Below are 19,407 nucleotides of genomic sequence, written 5' to 3'. Positions count from 1 at the left end.
CTCCTTGTCCGGGTACCAGGGTGGGGAAGATTAAGCCCTTTGAGTGAAAGGGTTTGAGCGGAGAAAAAAAGAGCCCGGCAAAGCCGGCCTCTCTCTATAGCGTGGGGCGCAGAGCGCCCCAGAGTGGGATCAGATCAGCGGCACGATCAGCAGTGCCACGATGTTGATGATCTTGATCAGCGGGTTGACGGCAGGGCCGGCGGTGTCCTTGTAGGGGTCGCCTACGGTGTCACCGGTAACCGCTGCCTTGTGAGCATCGGAGCCCTTGCCGCCGAAGTGGCCATCCTCGATATACTTCTTGGCGTTATCCCATGCGCCACCGCCGGTGGTCATGGAGATGGCGACGAACAGGCCGGTGACGATGGTGCCGATCAGCAGGCCACCCAGTGCTTGGGCACCCAGGGTCAGGCCGACGATCACTGGCACCGCGATGGGCAGCAGGGAGGGGATGATCATCTCCTTGATGGCGGCCTTGGTCAGCATGTCCACGGCCTTGGAGTAGTCTGGTTTCTGGCTGTGGTCCATGATGCCTGGCATCTCGCGGAACTGGCGACGAACCTCGTTGACGATACCGCCAGCAGCGCGGCCCACGGCTTCCATCGCCATCGCACCGAACAGGTAAGGCACCAGACCACCGATAAAGAGGCCGATGATGACCATGTGGTTGGAGAGGTCAAAGCTGACCAGCTTGCCGGCAGAGTCCAGGCTGTGGGTGAAGTCGGCAAAGAGCACCAGCGCGGCCAGACCGGCGGAACCGATGGCGTAGCCCTTGGTCACCGCCTTGGTGGTGTTACCCACGGCATCCAGCGGATCGGTGATGTTGCGGATCTTCTCGTCCAGCTCAGCCATTTCGGCGATACCACCGGCGTTGTCGGTGATCGGGCCGTAGGCGTCGAGGGCGACAATGATGCCGGTCATGGAGAGCATCGAGGTGGCGGCCACGGCGATGCCGTAGAGGCCAGCCAGGTCGTAGGCACCCCAGATCGAGGCGCACACGGCGAGTACCGGAGCGGCGGTGGACTTCATGGAGACGCCCAGACCAGCGATTACGTTGGTGCCGTCACCGGTGGTGGAGGCTTCAGCGATGTGCCGCACCGGGCTAAACTCGGTGGCGGTGTAGTACTCGGTGATCACCACCATCGCGGCGGTCAACACGAGCCCTATCATGGCGGAACCGAAGAGTGCCATGGTCGGGTTGGTCACGCCTTCGATAATCACGTCTTTCATCATGTAGTCGGTGACGAAGTAGAAGGCCACCGCGGCGATGACGCCGGCGACCGCCAGCCCCTTGTAGAGCGCGATCATGATCTTGGTGTCGCCCTCATTTGCCTTGACGAAGTAGGTGCCGATCACGGAGGCGATGATGGAGACGCCACCCAGTACCAGCGGATAGGTGATGGCAGCGGCGCTGTTGCCGGCGACCAGCAGACTGCCCAGCAGCATGGTGGCGACCACGGTTACCGCGTAGGTCTCGAACAGGTCGGCTGCCATGCCGGCGCAGTCACCCACGTTGTCACCCACGTTGTCGGCGATAACTGCCGGGTTGCGTGGATCGTCCTCGGGGATGCCTGCCTCAACCTTGCCGACGATGTCGGCGCCCACATCCGCACCCTTGGTGAAGATGCCGCCGCCGAGACGGGCGAAGATGGAGATCAGCGAGCCGCCGAAGGCGAGACCGACCAGAGCGTGCAGTGCGTCGCTGTCGGCGACGCCCATCTGACTGAGGATGGCATAGTAACCGGCCACACCCAGTAGACCCAGGCCGACAACCAGCATGCCGGTGATGGCGCCACCGCGGAAGGCGATCTGCAGTGCGGCGTTGAGGCCGTTATTGGCGGCTTCTGCGGTACGCAGGTTGGCGCGTACCGAGATGTTCATGCCGATATAGCCGGCGGCACCAGAGAAGACTGCACCGATGGCGAAGCCGATTGCAGTGGCCGCACCCAGGGCGGCCCAAAGAATGACGAGCATAACAGCGCCGACGATACCGATGGCGGTGTACTGGCGGTTAAGATAGGCGCTGGCGCCCTCCTGTATGGCAGCGGCGATCTCACGCATGCGCTCGTTGCCTTCCGGCTGTACGAGTATCCATTTGACGGATACAAACCCATAGGCTAGTGCGGCAGCGGCGCAGGCCAGGGCGAAGATAAGTTCAGTGCTCACGGTGCAGTCCTCATAACAAGTAAAAAATCGGTAATGTTTTGTATTGCGGAATAGTGGTTAGAGCTGTTGGTCTGCCCAAAAGACAGAAGCTCAATACTCTCTAATATTCTCAATTAGTTCAGCATTGATCAGGATCAAACAGACAGAAAAAAGGGGAGCTGAATGGCTCCCCTTTGGTTGGCTGGAGTTTACAGATCGAACTCTGCCAGCTTTTTCGGTACCGCAGCTCCCTTCATGGTGACGTACTTGGGCATGCCGTTGTCGTCATACTCGGGGTAGGCCTCGCCCTTGATCAGCGGGTACAGGTACTCTTTGCACTTGTCGGTGATACCGAAGCCATCTTCGGAAATGAAGTCCATCGGCATCATCTTCTCGACGTTGGCGACCTCGCTCAGGGGGGCCTCGCCGATGCTCCACTTGTAGGGAGTGGAAGACTCACGTACCACGGTGGGCATGATCGAGTTCTTGCCTTCCAGAGCCTTTTCGACCGCGGCCTGGCCCAGGGCGTAGGCCTGTGCGACATCGGACTCGGAGGCCAGGTGACGTGCTGCACGCTGCAGGTAGTCGGCCACCGCCCAGTGAAACTTGTGGCCTAGGGCGTCCTTGATCATGTTGGCGACGATCGGTGCCGCGCCACCTAGCTGGGCGTGACCGAAGGAGTCGCGGGTGCCCTGCTCGGCGAGGAAGGTGCCATTGGGCCAGTGTGCGCCCTCGGAGACGCAGACGGTGCAGTAGCCATGCTCCTTCACCTTGGCGTCGACTGCGGCGAGGAACTTCTCCTTGTCGAACTCGATCTCCGGGAACAGGGTCACGACCGGAATACCGTAGTCCTCGACCAGGGCGCCGGCAGCGGCGATCCAGCCAGCGTGGCGCCCCATCACCTCGATGACGAATATCTTGGTGGAGGTGGCGGCCATCGAGCGTACGTCGTAGGAGGCCTCCAGCGTGGAGACGGCGATGTACTTGGCCACCGAGCCGAAGCCGGGGCAGTTGTCGGTGATCGGCAGGTCGTTGTCGACAGTCTTCGGCACATGGATCGCCTGCACCGGGTAGCCCATCTTCTCGGAGAGCTGGGAGACCTTATAGCAGGTGTCAGCGGAGTCGCCGCCACCGTTGTAGAAGAAGTAGCCGATGTTGTGGGCCTTGAAGACCTCGATCAGACGCTCGTATTCGCGCTTGTTGTCTTCCAGGCTCTTCAGCTTGAAGCGGCAGGAGCCGAAACCACCAGAGGGAGTGGTCTTCAGCGCGGCGATGTCTTCAGCGGACTCCTGATTGGTGTCGATCAGGTCTTCGGTCAGGGCACCGATGATGCCGTTGCGACCGGCATAGACGTTGGCGATCTTGTCTGAGTGCTTGCGGCAGGTCTCGATCACGCCACAGGCGGATGAGTTGATCACGGCGGTAACACCGCCGGATTGGGCGTAGAAGGCATTCTTTGCTGTCATGGAGATGACTCCCTGTTGATTGAAACAGTAACTTGGGTTTGGTTATTTAAGGTCGCCGCGCTCTTTGGCCTCGTAGTCGGCCTGGGTCTGCAGCAGCGAGACGATGCATTCGGTGAGGTCGTCGTATTCGTGTACGCCGGTGCCGTACTGCTGATAGCCGCGGTAGAAGAACTGGCAGCGGTATTTGCGGTCGCCGGTCTTGAACACCACGAAGTTGCAGCCCTCTTCGATCCAGACGATCACTGGGCAGCTGGTGAGCTCCTTGTCAGAGGGAGTTAGGCGGATCTCGGCGTCGGCCAGCTGGATCTCCACCTTGTGGCCGTAGCGCTCTTTCAGGGTGGTCTCGAGGGTCCAGTGTTCGGTGTCGGTAATGTCTGGGATTTCCAGCATGGGATTCGGTCTGCAGTCAGTTGCTCGGCGCCGAAGCTTAATCCAAAACAGGGCATTTTGGGATAGGCGTCTTGCCGACTCTAAGGTGAAATGTGGCTGAGCTTACCGAAGCTGTGTTGCGGCGGCTAATCCAAAACTTGGATGGCGGCATGGATTTTGTTAATTATCGGCGGCCCCGTTGCAGGTCGGCGCGTAAAGCGCCGCGTTTCTCGTTTAGGTGCACCGATGTTGGCAAAGGGGTGGCACGTCGGCATACTCCAAGCGTTTTGTTTCAAGGGTAGGGAGAGCTGCAGGTCTGGCTTGGAGCTGGCATCACCGCGTCTCCCCATGATATTAACCCGGCAGCCAAATAGATCGTGTGTAGGCCCGACTCGTTGAGCCCTTTGGGTATCAGTCGGACTTGTTCGGCTAAAGCCGAACCTACGATACGAGGTAAAGGATTGCCGGACTAATAATTTAAGGATTGTCTGGCCGATGAAAAAACAGCTGCGCAGGATCGTTGCAACAGTCGTGCTCTTCCTCGTCTACTGGGCGAGTGTGCTCTTCTCCAAGCTGATTCCACGGCGCGGTGGTGGCGGCTGGAAGCGCTCTGGCAGGATCCTGGTGATCGGCACCTTTCACAACCCCAACTGGTTCCACGCCCACCTGACCCCGCTCACCAAATCGGGGGTCGATGAGGTGGTGCTGATCACCGACGAGATGGTGGCGCCGATGGACGGGGTCGTCTACGAATGCCCGCCGCAGTTGATGCAGAAGCTGCTGAGCCGTGCCGGCGCCAAGTTTGTCTGGTCGATCGTCTGCGGTTTTCGCCACAGGCCGGACCTCTATATGGGCTACCACATCTTCCCCTCCGCGATCATCGCCCTGATCGCGGCGCGCCTGTTCAATCGCCCCGCTGGTTTTCAGGTCACCTCTGGTCCGCTGGAGCTGGAAGGCGGCGGCTGGAATGCCGAGAATGTGGTGCTGACCGCACTCGGTGGGCCCTCTAAATCGATCGAGAAGGCGGTGCACGCAGCGACCCGTGAGTTTGATCTGGTGATCGTGCGCGGGCGTAAGGCGGAGGCCTATGTGCGTGAGCTGGGTTACCAGCGACAGATGGCGATCATCACTGGCAGCATGGCGGCGCCAGCCGACAGCGTCGGTTTTGACGAGCGCGAAATCGATCTGATCTCAGTGGGCCGACTCTGCGAATATAAACGCCCGGACCGCTTTGTGCGGGTGGTGGCCAAGGTCGCACAGAACCATCCCGAGATGCGGGTGGCGATGGTGGGCGATGGCCCCGATCGGGCCGAGTTGGAGGCGCTGGCTGATGAGCTGGGGGTGCGTGAGCGCATCGACTTCATGGGCAAGCGCAGCGATGTCCCCGATCTGCTCGCCAAGGCCAGGGTGTTCGGTCTTACCTCGCGCTGGGAGGGGCTGTCGATTGCGATGATCGAGGCGATGATGTCGGGTGTGGTGCCAGTGGTGGGCGATGTGGGCGACCTGGCCGATCTGGCCGACAGTGAGAACAACGGCTTTGTGGTCGATCCTGACGACATCGACGGCTATGCGAAACACATCGATGCGCTGCTCAGCGATGCTGAAATGTGGCAGCGATTTTCCAGCAACGCCCGCCAGGCATCCATCGACTACTCCAGCGTGGATGCTGTGGCGGGCAAGTGGCAGCGTGAGTTCGAAACCCTGATGCAGGCGACTACCCCAGCCAGCGAATAGGTTCGCTGTCGGTCGGGCTCCAACCCCTCTCGATACGCCGTCCGGGCTATTCCTCTGAGCGCTTGAACTCGGTTCTGCGGCAGCCTGAGCAGGGTGGGATGTGGCCCGCCTTGCGGAAGTGCATCTGCTTGCCGCAGTTGGTGCAGACCAGGGTGCCGGGGCCGGTGATCTCGCCGGTGTGGTAGGTGGATGCCTGTTCGGCCCGCTTCGCCAGTTTGCCCAACTCCAGCCTGGTCTGGTCAGCGACCTTGCTGAACGTCTCGGCGATCCGGTCTTCCACTTGGTGCAGATCGAAGCGCCACCAGGTGGAGATCTGCTCGCCAGTATCGCGCAGATAGTGGGCGGCGTCCTTGATGTCCCGTTCGATATAGCCAGCCACCTTGTCTGCCTCCTCGCGGGTCAGTTCGCCCAGTTCCACCACCTTCTCTCTGGCATCCGACAGATACTCCTTGAGTCCGGGCAGGGCGCTCTCCCTAGTGACTTCGTAGGCATCGTGAACCTGTTCAAGCATCTTCTCATAGGCCTCTGTGAGCCGGTCGAGTGGGGCCTTGTTACCTGAATCTGTCATTGCTCTCTCCCCGGGCGGGTAGCCCTTTTGTCATCGTACTTCTATAGAATAATGGATCAAAGCTGGTGGATGGCAAATCCGGCGGGCAACGGCTTCAGGATTGGGCGTCGCTGGGGTATGCTTCCGCGATTCCCCGTTGTTGACAGAATTCAGACCCGATCATGCAGAAAAATTACGATCCCGCCGCGATCGAGGCGGCCGTCCAGTCCCACTGGGAGCGCGAAAAGAGCTTCACCGTCAGTGAAGATCCGGCGAAGGAGAAGTTCTACTGCCTCTCCATGTTCCCCTATCCGAGCGGCAAGCTGCATATGGGCCATGTGCGCAACTACACCATTGGCGATGTGATCGCCCGCTACCAGCGGATGCAGGGCAAGAACGTTCTGCAACCGATGGGCTGGGACGCCTTCGGCCTGCCGGCGGAGAACGCGGCGCGCAAGAACCGGGCGGCGCCGGCGGCCTGGACCTACGACAACATCGACTACATGAAGGGCCAGCTGAAGCGTCTCGGCTTTGGCTACGACTGGGATCGCGAACTGGCCACCTGCAAGCCCGACTACTACAAATGGGAGCAGTGGCTCTTCACCGAGCTCTATAAAAAAGGTCTGGTCTACCGCAAGAACGCGGTGGTCAACTGGGATCCGGTGGACCAGACCGTGCTCGCCAACGAGCAGGTGATCGACGGTCGCGGCTGGCGCTCCGGGGCGCTGGTGGAACGCCGTGAGATCCCCCAGTGGTTCATCAAGATCACCGACTACGCCGACGAGCTACTGGATGAGATCGACAACCTGGAAGGCTGGCCCGACCAAGTGCGCACCATGCAGCGCAACTGGATCGGCCGTTCCTACGGCGTGAAGATGGAGTTCGGTATTGAGAGCGCCACCTCCGACGAAACTCTCACCATCTTCACCACCCGCCCCGACACCCTCATGGGCGTTACCTACGTGGCGGTTGCTGGTGAGCACCCACTCGCACTGCAGGCCGCCGAAGGCAACCCAGAGCTGACCGCCTTCATCGACGAGTGCCGCCAGGGCGGCACCTCCGAGGCGGATCTGGAGACCATCGAGAAAAAGGGCATGCCGCTCGGCATCAACGCCATCCACCCGGTGAGCGGCGAGCCGGTGCCGATCTACGCGGCCAACTTCGTGCTGATGAGTTACGGTACAGGTGCCGTCATGGCCGTGCCCGCCCACGATGAGCGTGACCACGCTTTCGCCCGCAAGTACGGCATCCCGATCAAGCAGGTGATCCACCCTGCCGATGGTTCACAGGTCGACATTCAGGCCGCCGCCTACACCGACAAGGGTGTACTCAAAGACTCTGGTCCCTTCAACGACCTTACTTCCGAGGTGGCCTTCGACGCCATCGCCGAGTGGCTGCAGGCGCGTGACAAGGGGGAGAAGACCAAAAACTTCCGCCTGCGCGACTGGGGGGTCTCCCGCCAGCGCTACTGGGGCACGCCGATCCCGATGATCCACTGCGAGAAGTGCGGTATTGTGCCGGTGCCTCTCGAGGATCTGCCGGTGGTTCTGCCGGAAGATATCGTCTACGACGAGAACACCATTAACCCGATCAAGGCCGATGCCGAATTCGCCAAATGCAGCTGCCCCGAATGTGGCGGCGCGGCGCGGCGCGAGACCGATACCTTCGATACCTTCATGGAGTCGAGCTGGTACTACGCCCGTTACACTTGCCCCGGCGCCGAGACCATGCTCGACGAGCGGGCCGACTATTGGCTGCCAGTCGACCACTATGTGGGCGGCATCGAACACGCGGTGCTGCACCTGCTCTACGCTCGCTTCTACCACAAGCTGCTCAGGGATGCGGGGCTGATAAATAGTAACGAGCCGTTCCGCAAGCTATTGACCCAGGGCATGGTGGTGGCCGACACCTACTACCGCGACGAAGCCAGCGGCGCCAAGCACTGGTACAACCCGGCAGAGGTCGAGGTGGAGCGGGACGAGAAGGGGCGTCCACTCAGTGCGAAGTTTGCCGCTGACGGTCAGTCGGTGGAGATCGGCGGCATCGAGAAGATGTCGAAGTCGAAGAACAACGGTGTTGATCCGCAGACCCTCATCGACCGTTACGGTGCCGACACGGTGCGTCTCTACACCATGTTCACCTCACCGCCAGACCAGTCTCTGGAGTGGAACGACGAGGGGGTGGAGGGCTCCTTTCGTTTTCTTAAACGCCTCTGGGCGCTGGCACAAAAGGGATCGGAGTCGTTGGACGCTTCAGCGTCCAACGACTCCGATCCTGTGCTGGGAGATGCACAGAAAGATGCCCGCCGCGAGCTGCACGAGACGCTGAAGAAGGCGCTCTACGACTTCGACCGACAGCAGTTCAACACGGTGGTCTCCGCCTGCATGACCATCGTCAACAGCCTCTACAAGCTGGGCGACAAGGCGGTTGATCGGGCGGTGTTGCACGAAGGCCTCAGCATCGTGCTGCGCCTGCTTGGCCCCATCGCTCCCCACATCTCCCACCACCTCTGGCGCGGATTGGGTTACGGTGACGATATCCTCGCTGCCGGCTGGCCGCGGGTTGACGAGGCGGCGCTGAAGCAGGAGAGCATTCAGTATGTGGTGCAGGTCAATGGCAAGGTGCGGACGAAGATCCAGGTGCCCGCCGATGCCGATAAGGCTGCTGTCGAGGTGGCTGCGATGGCCAACGACAACGTGCAGAAGTTCATCGGCGAGGCGACGGTGCGCAAGGTGATCGTGGTGCCCAACAAGCTGGTGAACATAGTTGCCAAGTGATCTGGCAGTAGGAGCGCCGCTTGCGGCGCGAACATCTCATTGTGCGAATCGCGCCGCAAGCGGTGCTCCTACGGATGATTGAAGTTCAGCATGGTGAGGATGGGTAGATCTCAATGAAACGTCATTACCGGATTGTCCTGTGGGTAGTGCTTGTCTTGCTGCTGAGCGGCTGCGGCTTCCATCTCAAGGGCTACCAGCAGGCAACGCCGAATCTGGATGGGCTCTACATCCAGGGGGATGCTGGCCGCGCCAGCCTGGCAGCCATGCTGCGTCAGGAGCTGAGCGCCTCCGGTGCGAAGCTGGCTGCCAGCGAAGCAGCGGCGAGACACCATCTGCAGGTGCTGAAGGATCAGATCGAATACCGGGCCCTGTCGGTGGATGCCAACGGCAAGGCGCTGGAGTATGAGCTCAAGCTGACAGTGGAGTACCAGGTGACTGCAGCAACAGGCGAGCAGCGGATCGAACCCCAGAGTTTGCAGGTGCTGCGCCAGCTGATCTACAACGGCACCGAAGAGCTGGGGCGACGCAATGAGGCGGCGTTGGTGCAGCAGGAGATGCGGCGCAACCTGGCTGGACAGATCCTGCGCCAGCTGCAGGCCCGGCTCTAGCCGCTGATGCGTCTGCGCAACGATCAGCTGCCGGCCCAACTGAACAAGTCGCTGGCTCCGGTCTATCTGCTGAGCGGTGATGAGCCGCTACAATTGGGCGAGGCGGCGGATCAGGTGCGTCAGGCGGCTAGGTCTCAGGGCTTCAGTGAGCGTGAGTTGTTGGAGGTTGGCCCGGGTTTCGACTGGAACCAGCTGCTTGATGCGGGGCAGAGCCTCTCCCTGTTTGGCGATAAGCGACTCCTCGATCTACGCCTGTCGAGTTCAAAGATCGGCACCCCAGGCTCCAAAGCGATCAGCGCCTATCTGGCTGATCCTCCTCCCGACACCCTGCTGTTGATCACCGCCCCCAAGCTCGACCGAGCCCAGCAGAATAGTAAGTGGGTAAAAGGGGTCGAGCGGCTGGGCGTGCTGGTGCAGATCTGGCCGATTGAAGGGCAGCGGCTGCTACCCTGGCTGGAGCGGCGCTTGCGGGATGTGGGGCTTGCGCCGGAGCCTGGTGTGGTGGATATGCTGTCTGAGCGGATTGAGGGCAATCTGCTTGCCGCCAAGCAGGAGATCGAGAAGCTGTTGCTGCTGCATGGTCCTGGGGTTGTGGGTCAGGAACAGCTTGCCGAATCAGTGGCCGACAGCGCCCGCTTTGATGTGTTTGGGTTGGTAGATGCTCTGCTTGCCGGAGAGGCGGGCCGTGGTCTGCGCATGCTGGAACACCTGCAGGCAGAGGGGGTGGTGGCGCCGGTGGTGTTGTGGGCGCTGGCGCGGGAGATCCGGGCGTTGGCGGAGATGGCGGCGATGGTCGAGCAGGGGCGTTCAGTCGATAGTGTGATGGCCGCACAACGCGTATGGGAGAAGCGCAAGCCACTGATGCGCAAGGGACTGAAGCGACGGGCGGCAGTCTGGCGTCGGCTCCTTATCGATTGCGCTGGTATCGACAGGGTGATCAAGGGGCTGGAAAAAAAGGATGCCTGGCTGCGGTTGCAGGATGTGGCGCTGGGAATCGCTGGAGTGAATACCTCGTCGCTGAAAGAGCCTGTGGAGCTGTCTGGATGAGAGATGGCCTGTTTAAGTCGCCTCTGATCAAGTTATGAACTCGTAATCTTGTGACCAGAATATCCAGCTTCTGCGTTGCAAATCTCGTCAACTGCCCCATGTGTGTTCTACCTCCTGCATCCATGCCTAGCTATCCCCGACAGGGATGTAGGGGATACGTGTGATTTGCGCCTTGAGTCTGAACATTCTGAATCACAATCCACTTCGTCCAGACTTAATCAGAGACTCCTTAACAAGTTCGATCACTTCATCCGGCACCGCTTTTTCGAGTGATATTGCTTGATTCCCCTAAATTCGCTGAACCCTGGAAGCGAGTCAGACCCACGGCATGGCCTTTGATCAAGGTCAATGCTGGAGCATGCATCATCGTTTTCTAATGTAGCTGCCATCCTATACCCGGAAGAGGAGCATCCCCATGGCCGAGGCCTTCACAAAAACAATGGCGCGTAACATCTTTTATGGTGGAACCGCGTTTTTCTTTCTACTATTTCTCGCCCTGACGTTCGACTCGATGGGCCAGCTGCCCAATCGCGATAACCGCGCCGCCCTCGAAGGCGAGCTCGGTCCGCAGATCGCCATGGGCAAGGCGCTCTGGGAGAAGAACGACTGCATTGGCTGTCACACGCTGCTGGGGGAGGGCGCCTACTTTGCGCCTGAGCTGGGTAACGTCTATCAACGCTTTGGCAATTCAACCGATGCGATCAAAGGCTTTATCGCCAGTCGTCCCAAGGACGGCATTCCCGGTCGCCGCAGCATGCCGCAGTTCAACTTCAGTGATGAAGAGCTGTCTGCCCTGGCTGAATTCCTGAAGTATGCGTCTGGAATCAATACCGCCGGCTGGCCGCCGAATATCCAGGGTTAAGGGGAGAGGATAACGATGAAGTATCAATCACAATCGGTTGCGAAGCTCTATTTTATCGCGGCCATCGCGCTGTTTGCAGCGCAGATTCTGTTTGGCCTGATCATGGGTCTGCAGTATGTCGTCGGTGACTTTCTGTTCCCGGAGATTCCGTTCAACGTGGCCCGCATGGTCCACACTAACGCCCTCATCGTGTGGATGTTGATGGCCTTCATGGGCGCCGCCTACTATCTGGTGCCGGAAGAGGCGGAGACGGAACTGTTCGCGCCCTGGCTGGCGACGCTGATGTTCTGGATCTTCCTGGTGGCCGCGGGCCTGACGGTAGCCGGCTACCTGCTGGTGCCCTACTCGACCCTGGCGGATCTGACCATGAACGAGTTGCTGCCCACCATGGGGCGTGAGTTCCTGGAGCAGCCGACAATCACCAAGATTGGCATCGTCATTGTCGCACTGGCCTTCCTCTTCAACATCGGCATGACCATCCTCAAGGGTCGCAAGACCGTGGTCAATCTGGTGCTGATGATGGGTCTGACCGGTCTGGCCGTGTTCTTCCTGTTCGCCTTCTACAATCCCGTCAACCTGGTGCTGGACAAGTTCTTCTGGTGGTGGGTTGTGCATCTGTGGGTTGAGGGCGTGTGGGAGCTGATCCTTGGTTCCATCCTCGCCTTCGTGCTGATCAAGACCACCGGCGTCGACCGCGAGGTGATCGAGAAGTGGCTCTACATCATCATCGCCATGGTTCTGATCACCGGCATCATCGGCACCGGCCATCACTTCTACTGGATCGGTACCCCCGAGTACTGGCAGTGGTGGGGTTCAATCTTCTCCGCGATGGAGCCGATTCCCTTCTTCATGATGACGGTATTTGCCTTCAATATGGTCAACAAGCGGCGTCGTGAGCACCCCAACAAGGCAGCCGTGTTGTGGGCGTTGGGTACTGCAGTGATGGCGTTCCTCGGTGCTGGCGTGTGGGGCTTCCTGCATACCCTGTCGCCGGTGAACTACTACACTCACGGTACGCAGATCACCGCAGCGCATGGTCACATGGCCTTCTACGGCGCCTACGTGATGATCAACCTGACCATGATCTCCTACGCCATGCCGCTGCTGCGTGGGCGGAATGCGGCGAACCCGGCCAAATCGCAGATACTGGAGATGTGGTCGTTCTGGCTGATGACGATCTCGATGGTGTTCATCACGCTGTTCCTGACCGGCGCGGGCATCCTGCAGGCCTACCTGCAGCGGATGGGCGACAACCCGCTGCCGTTCATGGCGGTGCAGGATAAGATCGAGCTCTTCTACTGGCTGCGTGAGGTCGCCGGCCTGGTCTTCCTGATCGGTCTGGTGATCTACATCGCCAGCTTCTTCGTGGGTCAGGATGAGCCGGAGGCGGTGGTCGCCGACTGATTAGGCGAATCCCCCCAGAGAGGCGTAATGCCTCAGCTCAAGGCCGGCACTTTGTGCCGGCCTTTTTTATGTTCAGCGTATGGGTCGATTTGTTGGTGGAGTGGAGAATACAGATTGTTGCGCTATAAAATCACACCTGGATCAGGGACCGCATCTATAATGGTTTGGTCGATCCTTTTGCAGCACTGCAGAATGGTTTGCAGAATCCGCCCAGCGCATGCGACGATCATCAGGTTGAAATAGAGCGCAGCAAAAATCGGTCTGAATTCCAATGGTGTTTTTATATGAAAAATCTTAAGCCACTTATGTTAGCCGTCATTATGGCCCTCTTGGTCGTTGCCGCCGGCATGGGTTTTTTGTTTGGCTTTGATAACCCGGTCTCCTGGGTATTGATCGCAATCCTGATTGCGATACCAGTTATCTATAAGCGCGCGGCGCAGGCGGATCAACTGGTTTGGAAAGAGAGCTATAGCGTCGGAATCGCCCAGATAGACGATGAGCACCGAAGATTGATTGAGTTGCTGAATAAATTTCAAGCCGCGTATAAGTACCATATGGGGGAGGAGTTTGAGCAGCAGGCGCTGAAGGCGCTGGTGGACTACACAAAATACCATTTCAAGAACGAAGAGAGCTTGATGCAGAAGTACGACTACCCCGATATTAATGGCCATGTTGAGCAGCACAGGGCGATGATTGCTGAGGTGGACTCTTTTGTGCGGCAGTACGAGGAGAAAGGGCATGAAGCCTTGGAAGGGGTAGTGCTCTATCTTCAGGGGTGGTTGATCAAGCATATCAATGGGACAGACAAACAGTACTCCTCTTTTTTGAATGAGAGAGGCGTCTACTAAGCCCGCACAAACACGGCTGTGCTTCGATAAGACGCTCCGCAAGGGGCGTTTTTTTATGGGGAGCTTCGGCGTTGGCTATGCAGATCGTGTGTGGCTGCAATTCAAACGCCACTTTCAGCTCTATCGATTGTCTTGATATAGGCGGTCAAGCAACAATTCTGTGCATAAGATAGTGGGCGAATCTGACATATGTCTGCCAAAAGCAGCTGTTGCATCCCAACAGTAAAGCAGAAGCAGTCATGCGCAATGGTGCGCCTGTCCCCTTTAGTTGATGCGAGTCAATAAAAGTGGGAATAAAAGATCGATTAATGCGAACAGCACTCTGCTTCAGAGTGGCCCCTCATAATACAGGCACTACCGTCGATTAAGCATTAAAAGCCGCCAATGTACTGTTTTTTCGCGATAAATAGCGGCTAGCCATCGATAGCCATACAGCAGGTCATGATGTGATCGGAAGGTTGTCGCTTTGCTCCAAAAAGTTCGGTTTGACTCATATCAAAGTGGAACTCCTAAGCCAGGTCTAACTTCTCTCTACATGACATAACCCGGCATATGGCGGGATTTTGCCATTCTGCCAATGTTGTTTGCCATGTTATTTGGCTTTTGAGGGAGATCACCCTAGATGAAGAAGACGAAATTTACACTTTCCGCCCTGGGTCTTGCTGTCGGTATCGCGTCGTCCGGTTTTGCGCTGAATGCTACGGCCGGTGCGCCTGCGATGTCTGATGCTGATTTTGAGAAGGGAAAATCGATCTATTTCCAGCGCTGCGCTGGCTGCCACGGCACCTTGCGTAAAGGCGCCACCGGTAAAAACCTGGAACCTAAGAACACTCAGAAGCTGGGTCAGACGCGTCTCGAAAAGATCATCACCTACGGTACAGAAGGTGGCATGAACAACTTCGACGATATTCTGTCGAAGGACGAGATCACCCTGATGGCCAAGTACATCCAGCAGACGCCGCCGATCCCGCCGGAGATGTCCCTGGCTCTGATGAAGGAGCGCCACAAGGTATTCGTCGACCCCAAAGACTATCCCACCAAGCCCCTGCATGGCCGCAACTGGGAGAACTTCTTCCTGGTCATCGAGCGTGATGTCGGCAAGATTGCGATCATCGACGGTGACAAGAAAGAGGTCGTTGCGCATATCCCAACGGGTTATGCCGTGCATGTGCTGAAGGCCGTTGAGCATCACAATACTCTGCACACAGAGAATCCTGGTCGCTTCTGGTTTGTTATGGGGCGCGACGGCATGATGACCAAGGTTGATCTGTGGCAGACCCCGGATAAGATGAAGGTTGCCCAGACCCAGGTCGCCTATGATGCCCGTGACGTGGCCGTCTCCGGTGACGGCAAGTATGTCATCGGTGGTGGCTACTGGCCGCCGCACTTCGTCATCCTCGATGCCAAGACCATGGAGCCGCTGAAGGTGGTCTCTGCTCGTGGCGTGAATGTAGATGGTGAGTATGTCAACGAGTCTCGCGTGGCGGCTGTGTACGACACTCCGATGGCGCCTAGCTGGCTGGTCTCCATGAAGGAGTTGGGTCAGATGTGGCAGGTCGACTACAGTGATATCGACAATCTGCAGATCACTAAGATCGACTCCGCCAAGTATCTGCACGACGGTTTCTATGATCCGACCGGTCGTTACTTCCAGATCGCTGCCAACGCCTCCAACAAGATGGTGGTGATTGACTCCAAGACCCGCAAGCTGGAAGCCATGATCGATGTGGACAAGAAGCCGCATCCTGGTCCTGGTGCCAACTGGATCGATCCCAAGTGCGGTCCGGTCGGTGGTACCACCCATCTGGGTGTGGGCAAGATCACCGTCTGGGGCAACGACCCCAAGGGGCATCCCGACCAGGCCTGGAAGATCTGCTACGAAGTTGAGACCGATGGCCCCGGTGTCTTCATCCGCACTCATCCCAAGTCTGACTACTACTGGGCCGACCAGACCAAGACCCCGGAGCCTGAGGTTCAGCAGTCGATCCAGGTCATCTCTAAGAAGACCCACGAGATCGTCAAGACCATTCGTCTGACCGAGAAGAAAGGCTATGCAGCCGTTCATATCGAGTTCAACAATGATGGTTCTGAGGTCTGGACCTCTGTCTGGAACCGTGCGGATAGCAAGAAGCCTAACGGTGAGATCATCATCTTCGATGCCAAGACCCTCAAAGAGAAGGCACGCATCAAAGGTCTCTACGCACCGACCGGCAAGTTCAACGTCCACAACCGTGTTAACCACGTAACCTGATCAGGGTTACTTGATTCGGTAGTACCGAATGCGGGCATGGAGTCCTTCCATGCCCGCGCTTTTTCACCTTCAGTTCTCTCTCTCTGGGGCGGTTAAGAAATGGCAGACCAATATAAAAAACCGAGCCTGGCATCACGTCGGCTGATTTTAGGAACAACCGTAGGCGGCGCTCTGCTGTTTTTTATCGGCGGTATCATCTTCTGGGGTGGCTTCAACACCGCGATGGAGGCGACCAATACGCTAGATTTCTGCATCGGCTGCCACGAGATGGAAGAGAATGTTTTTCAGGAGTACAAGCCCACCATCCACTACTCCAACCGCACCGGCGTGCGGGCCACCTGTCCCGACTGCCATGTGCCGAGGGATTGGGTCCACAAGATGGCCCGTAAGATACAGGCCAGTAACGAGGTTTATCACAAGATCATGGGGACGGTAGATACCCCAGAAAAATTTAACGAGCACCGCCTGACAATGGCTAAACGAGTCTGGAGCACTATGAAAAGCACCGACTCTCGTGAGTGCCGTAACTGCCACAATTTTGAATCCATGAACCCGGAATTTCAACGCCCCCGGGCTCGTAAACAACACCTGAACGCCTTCAAGACCGGCCAGACTTGTATCGACTGCCACAAGGGCATTGCCCACAAGCACGTACGTGATCTGCTCTCCGACGAGGAGTTGGAGGAGCTGGAAGCACCGAACCCCAAGTATGTGCGTGAAGTGCCGGAGATGTTCCTCGAAGGTCTGAAGCGGGTCGAGGAAAAAGAGGCGGCTCAGGCTGAAGCGGAGAAGGCTGCGGCGAAGAAGGCCCGCGAGACCAAGATGGCGGCCAAGAAAGCCGAAAAGGCGCGCGTCGAAAAAGCCGTCGCCGATGCGCTGGCTGCCTTTAAGGCGCAGCAGGCGGGTGAGGCGACCGCAGCCACTACGGCGGTTGGCCCGGTTGCCGGCTTCGGCATCGACTGGAGCGACGTGCCGATACGTAATATCACTGTTTTCTATCCCGGCCAGACCTCCATGGAGTGGGTGCTGACCGGTAAGGACCACGGTGGCGCCCGTCCCTTCGTCAAGGCCGGTGATCGCTGCATCACCTGTCATGACAAAGAGACCGCCGACATGGGCAAAAAGATGGTGACCGGTGTCAAGGCCGAACCCACCCCCATCCCCGGCAAGCGCGGCAGTATCCCGGTCAGTGTGCAGGCGGCCCACGACACGGAGAACCTCTACCTGCGTTTTGAATGGGAAGATACAGAGCATGTGCCGGTTCCCTTTGTCGACGGCGGCAAGATGGATCCGGACAACCCGATGAAGCTGGCGGTGATGTTTGCCACCGATGAGGTTAAATATGCTGACCGCGCTGGCTGCTGGGGAACCTGCCACCATGACGCGCGCACCATGCCCCATACTCCAGATGCCGACACCGCAAACGGCAGTCCGGTTGCACAAAAGCTTGATCTCTCACAGGGGCTGACCAAGTACATCGAGGAGAGCCGAAGCAAGATCGAGGTCAAGGGGCGTCGCGGCAAGAAGCGCGGTGGCTGGGACAAACTGAAAAGCGATGATGCACTGAAAGCAGAGATGGATGCCCACAAGTTCATGGATCTGCTGCGCTACAAATCCGGCAAGGGTGAGACCGAGGATGGCCATATCATGGCGCAGCGCCTGATGAGCGGCGGTCAGGGCTTCGAGGTGGATGCGCGTCAGGAGGGCGGCAACTGGATCGTCGTGATGAAGCGCAAGCTCAAGTCCGACAAGCCCGGTGACCTGAGTCTGGCGCTGGACCAGGTCTACAATCTGGGGTTCGCTATCCATGATGACTTCACCAATGCCCGTTTTCACCACGTCTCCCTGGGTTACAAGATCGGCTTCGATAACGACAAGGTGGAGATCAATGCGGTCAAGCGTGAGGCGGCTGCCCCTGTACCGGCCGCAGCAACTGGCACTTCCCAGGCAACCGATGCCGCTCTCGATGCCAATATCGATTGGTCAAAGGCATCCAGTCGGGAGGTCACCCTCTTCTATCCTGGTCAGACCTCCATGGAGTGGGTGCTGACCGGTAAGGACCACGGTGGCGCCCGTCCCTTTATCAAAGCCGGAGACCGCTGCGTCACCTGCCATGACAAAGAGACCGCCGACATGGGTAAAAAGATGGTGACCGGTGTCAAGGCCGAACCCACCCCGATTCCCGGCAAGCGTGGCAGCATTCCGGTTACTGTCGAGTCGACCCACGATGGAGAGAACCTCTATCTCCGTTTCAGCTGGGACAATTCCGAGCATGCGCCGGTACCCTTCGTGGAGGGCGGTAAGATGGACCCGGAAAACCCGATGAAGCTGGCACTGATGCTTGCCACCAATGAGGTCAAGTATGCCGACCGCGCTGGTTGCTGGGGCACCTGCCATCATGACCTGCGGAGCATGCCCCACACGCCGGATGCTGAGACGGCGGGCGGTAGTCCGGTGGCTCAGCAGCTCGATCTCTCACAGGGGCTGACCAAGTACATCGAGGAGAGCCGCAGCAAGATCGAGGTCAAGGGGCGTCGTGGCAAGAAGCGCGGTGGTTGGGACAAGCTGAAGAGTGCGGATGAGTTGCAGGCGGAGATGGATGCCCATAAGTATATGGAGCTGGTCCGCTACAAGTCCGGCAAGGGCGAGACCGAGGATGGCCACATCCTGGAGCAACGTAACATGAGCGGGGGTGATGCGGCGGAGATGACTGCATCGTTGCAGGATGGTGTCTGGACCCTGGTGATGAAACGCAAGCTTCAAACCAATAAGCCAGGTGATCTGCCGCTGGCGAAGGATCAGCTCTACAATATTGGTTTCGCCATCCATGATGACTACAGCAACGCGCGTTTTCATCACGTCTCGCTGGGGTACAAGCTAGGATTCGACAGCGACAAGGCGGAGATCAACGCCACTGCGCAGTAACACCATAACCTTGAGGTTCCTGATGATCAGACTGAAACTCTCCTGCCAGGCGCTGTTGGCGCTAAGCCTTGCTGCGATAATGACAACAGCCACGGCAGGAGGGGGGGCAGTTGCGCAGGTAGAGATCATCAAGTTCAAGTTTCTGCCCCAGGTGATCAGTATCAAGGCGGGGCAGACAGTACGCTGGGTCAACCGGGAAAAACGCCAGTATCATAGCGTTTGGTTCGAACAGCTCGGCGATCCAGAATCCGATTACCTGTTCCCCGATGACACCTACGAACGCAGTTTCGGTAGCGTTGGTGAGTTTCCCTACCGCTGTGGCCCCCATCCAGAAATGACCGGTATCGTTCGTGTTGAATAGCGTGGTTTGATGGATGTCAAAGCCTTTGAGTGCCGACCTGATAGTTTCTTACCCATCACCATAAAT

14 protein-coding genes are annotated in these 19,407 nt (G+C 58.4%); 10 read left to right on the top strand and 4 right to left on the bottom strand.

Features of this window, described 5'->3' with window-relative positions; all coding sequences use genetic code 11:
* Positions 1 to 129: 129 nt before the first annotated feature.
* From Ga0074115_RS01315 to Ga0074115_RS01305, 3 genes are all read right to left on the bottom strand, one after another.
* Entirely contained in the window at positions 130 to 2,163 is a 2,034-nt protein-coding gene (locus Ga0074115_RS01315) for a sodium-translocating pyrophosphatase (protein ID WP_060528131.1), read from the bottom strand.
* Positions 2,164 to 2,351: 188 nt separating this feature from the next.
* A complete protein-coding gene (locus Ga0074115_RS01310) occupies positions 2,352 to 3,608 on the bottom strand; it encodes a 6-phosphofructokinase (RefSeq protein ID WP_057957172.1) in 1,257 nt (418 codons plus the stop codon).
* Positions 3,609 to 3,650: 42 nt separating this feature from the next.
* Entirely contained in the window at positions 3,651 to 3,998 is a 348-nt protein-coding gene (locus tag Ga0074115_RS01305) for a hypothetical protein (RefSeq protein WP_006475816.1), read from the bottom strand.
* A 474-nt stretch (positions 3,999 to 4,472) separates the two neighbouring features.
* Here Ga0074115_RS01305 and Ga0074115_RS01300 point away from each other — a divergent pair, with 474 nt between their 5' ends.
* A complete protein-coding gene (locus tag Ga0074115_RS01300; protein ID WP_006475815.1) occupies positions 4,473 to 5,711 on the top strand; it encodes a glycosyltransferase in 1,239 nt (412 codons plus the stop codon).
* A gap of 46 nt (positions 5,712 to 5,757) precedes the next feature.
* Here the strand turns inward: Ga0074115_RS01300 and Ga0074115_RS01295 are convergent, their stop codons facing one another.
* A complete protein-coding gene (locus Ga0074115_RS01295; RefSeq protein ID WP_057957174.1) occupies positions 5,758 to 6,279 on the bottom strand; it encodes a zinc ribbon-containing protein in 522 nt (173 codons plus the stop codon).
* A 161-nt stretch (positions 6,280 to 6,440) separates the two neighbouring features.
* Here Ga0074115_RS01295 and leuS point away from each other — a divergent pair, with 161 nt between their 5' ends.
* The 9 genes from leuS to Ga0074115_RS01250 all read left to right on the top strand — a co-directional run bounded on the left by leuS (position 6,441) and on the right by Ga0074115_RS01250 (position 19,341).
* Positions 6,441 to 9,035: a leucine--tRNA ligase gene (gene leuS, locus Ga0074115_RS01290; protein WP_060528130.1), complete on the top strand. Its 2,595-nt coding sequence runs from the start codon at positions 6,441 to 6,443 to the stop codon at positions 9,033 to 9,035.
* A 113-nt stretch (positions 9,036 to 9,148) separates the two neighbouring features.
* The gene (locus Ga0074115_RS01285; protein ID WP_057957329.1) at positions 9,149 to 9,643 is read left to right on the top strand and encodes an LPS-assembly lipoprotein LptE; all 495 of its coding nucleotides are present in this window, start codon (positions 9,149 to 9,151) and stop codon (positions 9,641 to 9,643) included.
* Between the two features lie 6 nt (positions 9,644 to 9,649).
* Positions 9,650 to 10,690: a DNA polymerase III subunit delta gene (holA, locus tag Ga0074115_RS01280; protein WP_060528129.1), complete on the top strand. Its 1,041-nt coding sequence runs from the start codon at positions 9,650 to 9,652 to the stop codon at positions 10,688 to 10,690.
* 415 nt (positions 10,691 to 11,105) lie between these two features.
* Positions 11,106 to 11,552, top strand: coding sequence for a c-type cytochrome (locus Ga0074115_RS01275; protein WP_057957077.1), 447 nt, complete (start codon positions 11,106 to 11,108; stop codon positions 11,550 to 11,552).
* 15 nt (positions 11,553 to 11,567) lie between these two features.
* The gene (locus Ga0074115_RS01270; protein WP_057957078.1) at positions 11,568 to 12,956 is read left to right on the top strand and encodes a cbb3-type cytochrome c oxidase subunit I; all 1,389 of its coding nucleotides are present in this window, start codon (positions 11,568 to 11,570) and stop codon (positions 12,954 to 12,956) included.
* Between the two features lie 164 nt (positions 12,957 to 13,120).
* Complete coding sequence (locus Ga0074115_RS01265) at positions 13,121 to 13,804, top strand: bacteriohemerythrin (protein WP_057957079.1); 684 nt, start codon at positions 13,121 to 13,123, stop codon at positions 13,802 to 13,804.
* A gap of 622 nt (positions 13,805 to 14,426) precedes the next feature.
* Entirely contained in the window at positions 14,427 to 16,055 is a 1,629-nt protein-coding gene (locus tag Ga0074115_RS01260; RefSeq protein WP_057957080.1) for a cytochrome D1 domain-containing protein, read from the top strand.
* A 99-nt stretch (positions 16,056 to 16,154) separates the two neighbouring features.
* On the top strand, positions 16,155 to 18,980 hold the full coding sequence (locus Ga0074115_RS01255; protein WP_060528128.1) for a NapC/NirT family cytochrome c: 2,826 nt from the start codon (positions 16,155 to 16,157) through the stop codon (positions 18,978 to 18,980).
* Positions 18,981 to 19,002: 22 nt separating this feature from the next.
* The gene (locus Ga0074115_RS01250) at positions 19,003 to 19,341 is read left to right on the top strand and encodes a cupredoxin domain-containing protein (protein ID WP_060528127.1); all 339 of its coding nucleotides are present in this window, start codon (positions 19,003 to 19,005) and stop codon (positions 19,339 to 19,341) included.
* Positions 19,342 to 19,407 lie beyond the last annotated feature (66 nt).

Source organism: endosymbiont of Ridgeia piscesae (assembly GCF_001443665.1).
Classification (GTDB): Bacteria; Pseudomonadota; Gammaproteobacteria; order Chromatiales; family Chromatiaceae; genus Endoriftia; species Endoriftia persephonae.
This window is presented reverse-complemented; position numbering and strand designations above follow the sequence as displayed.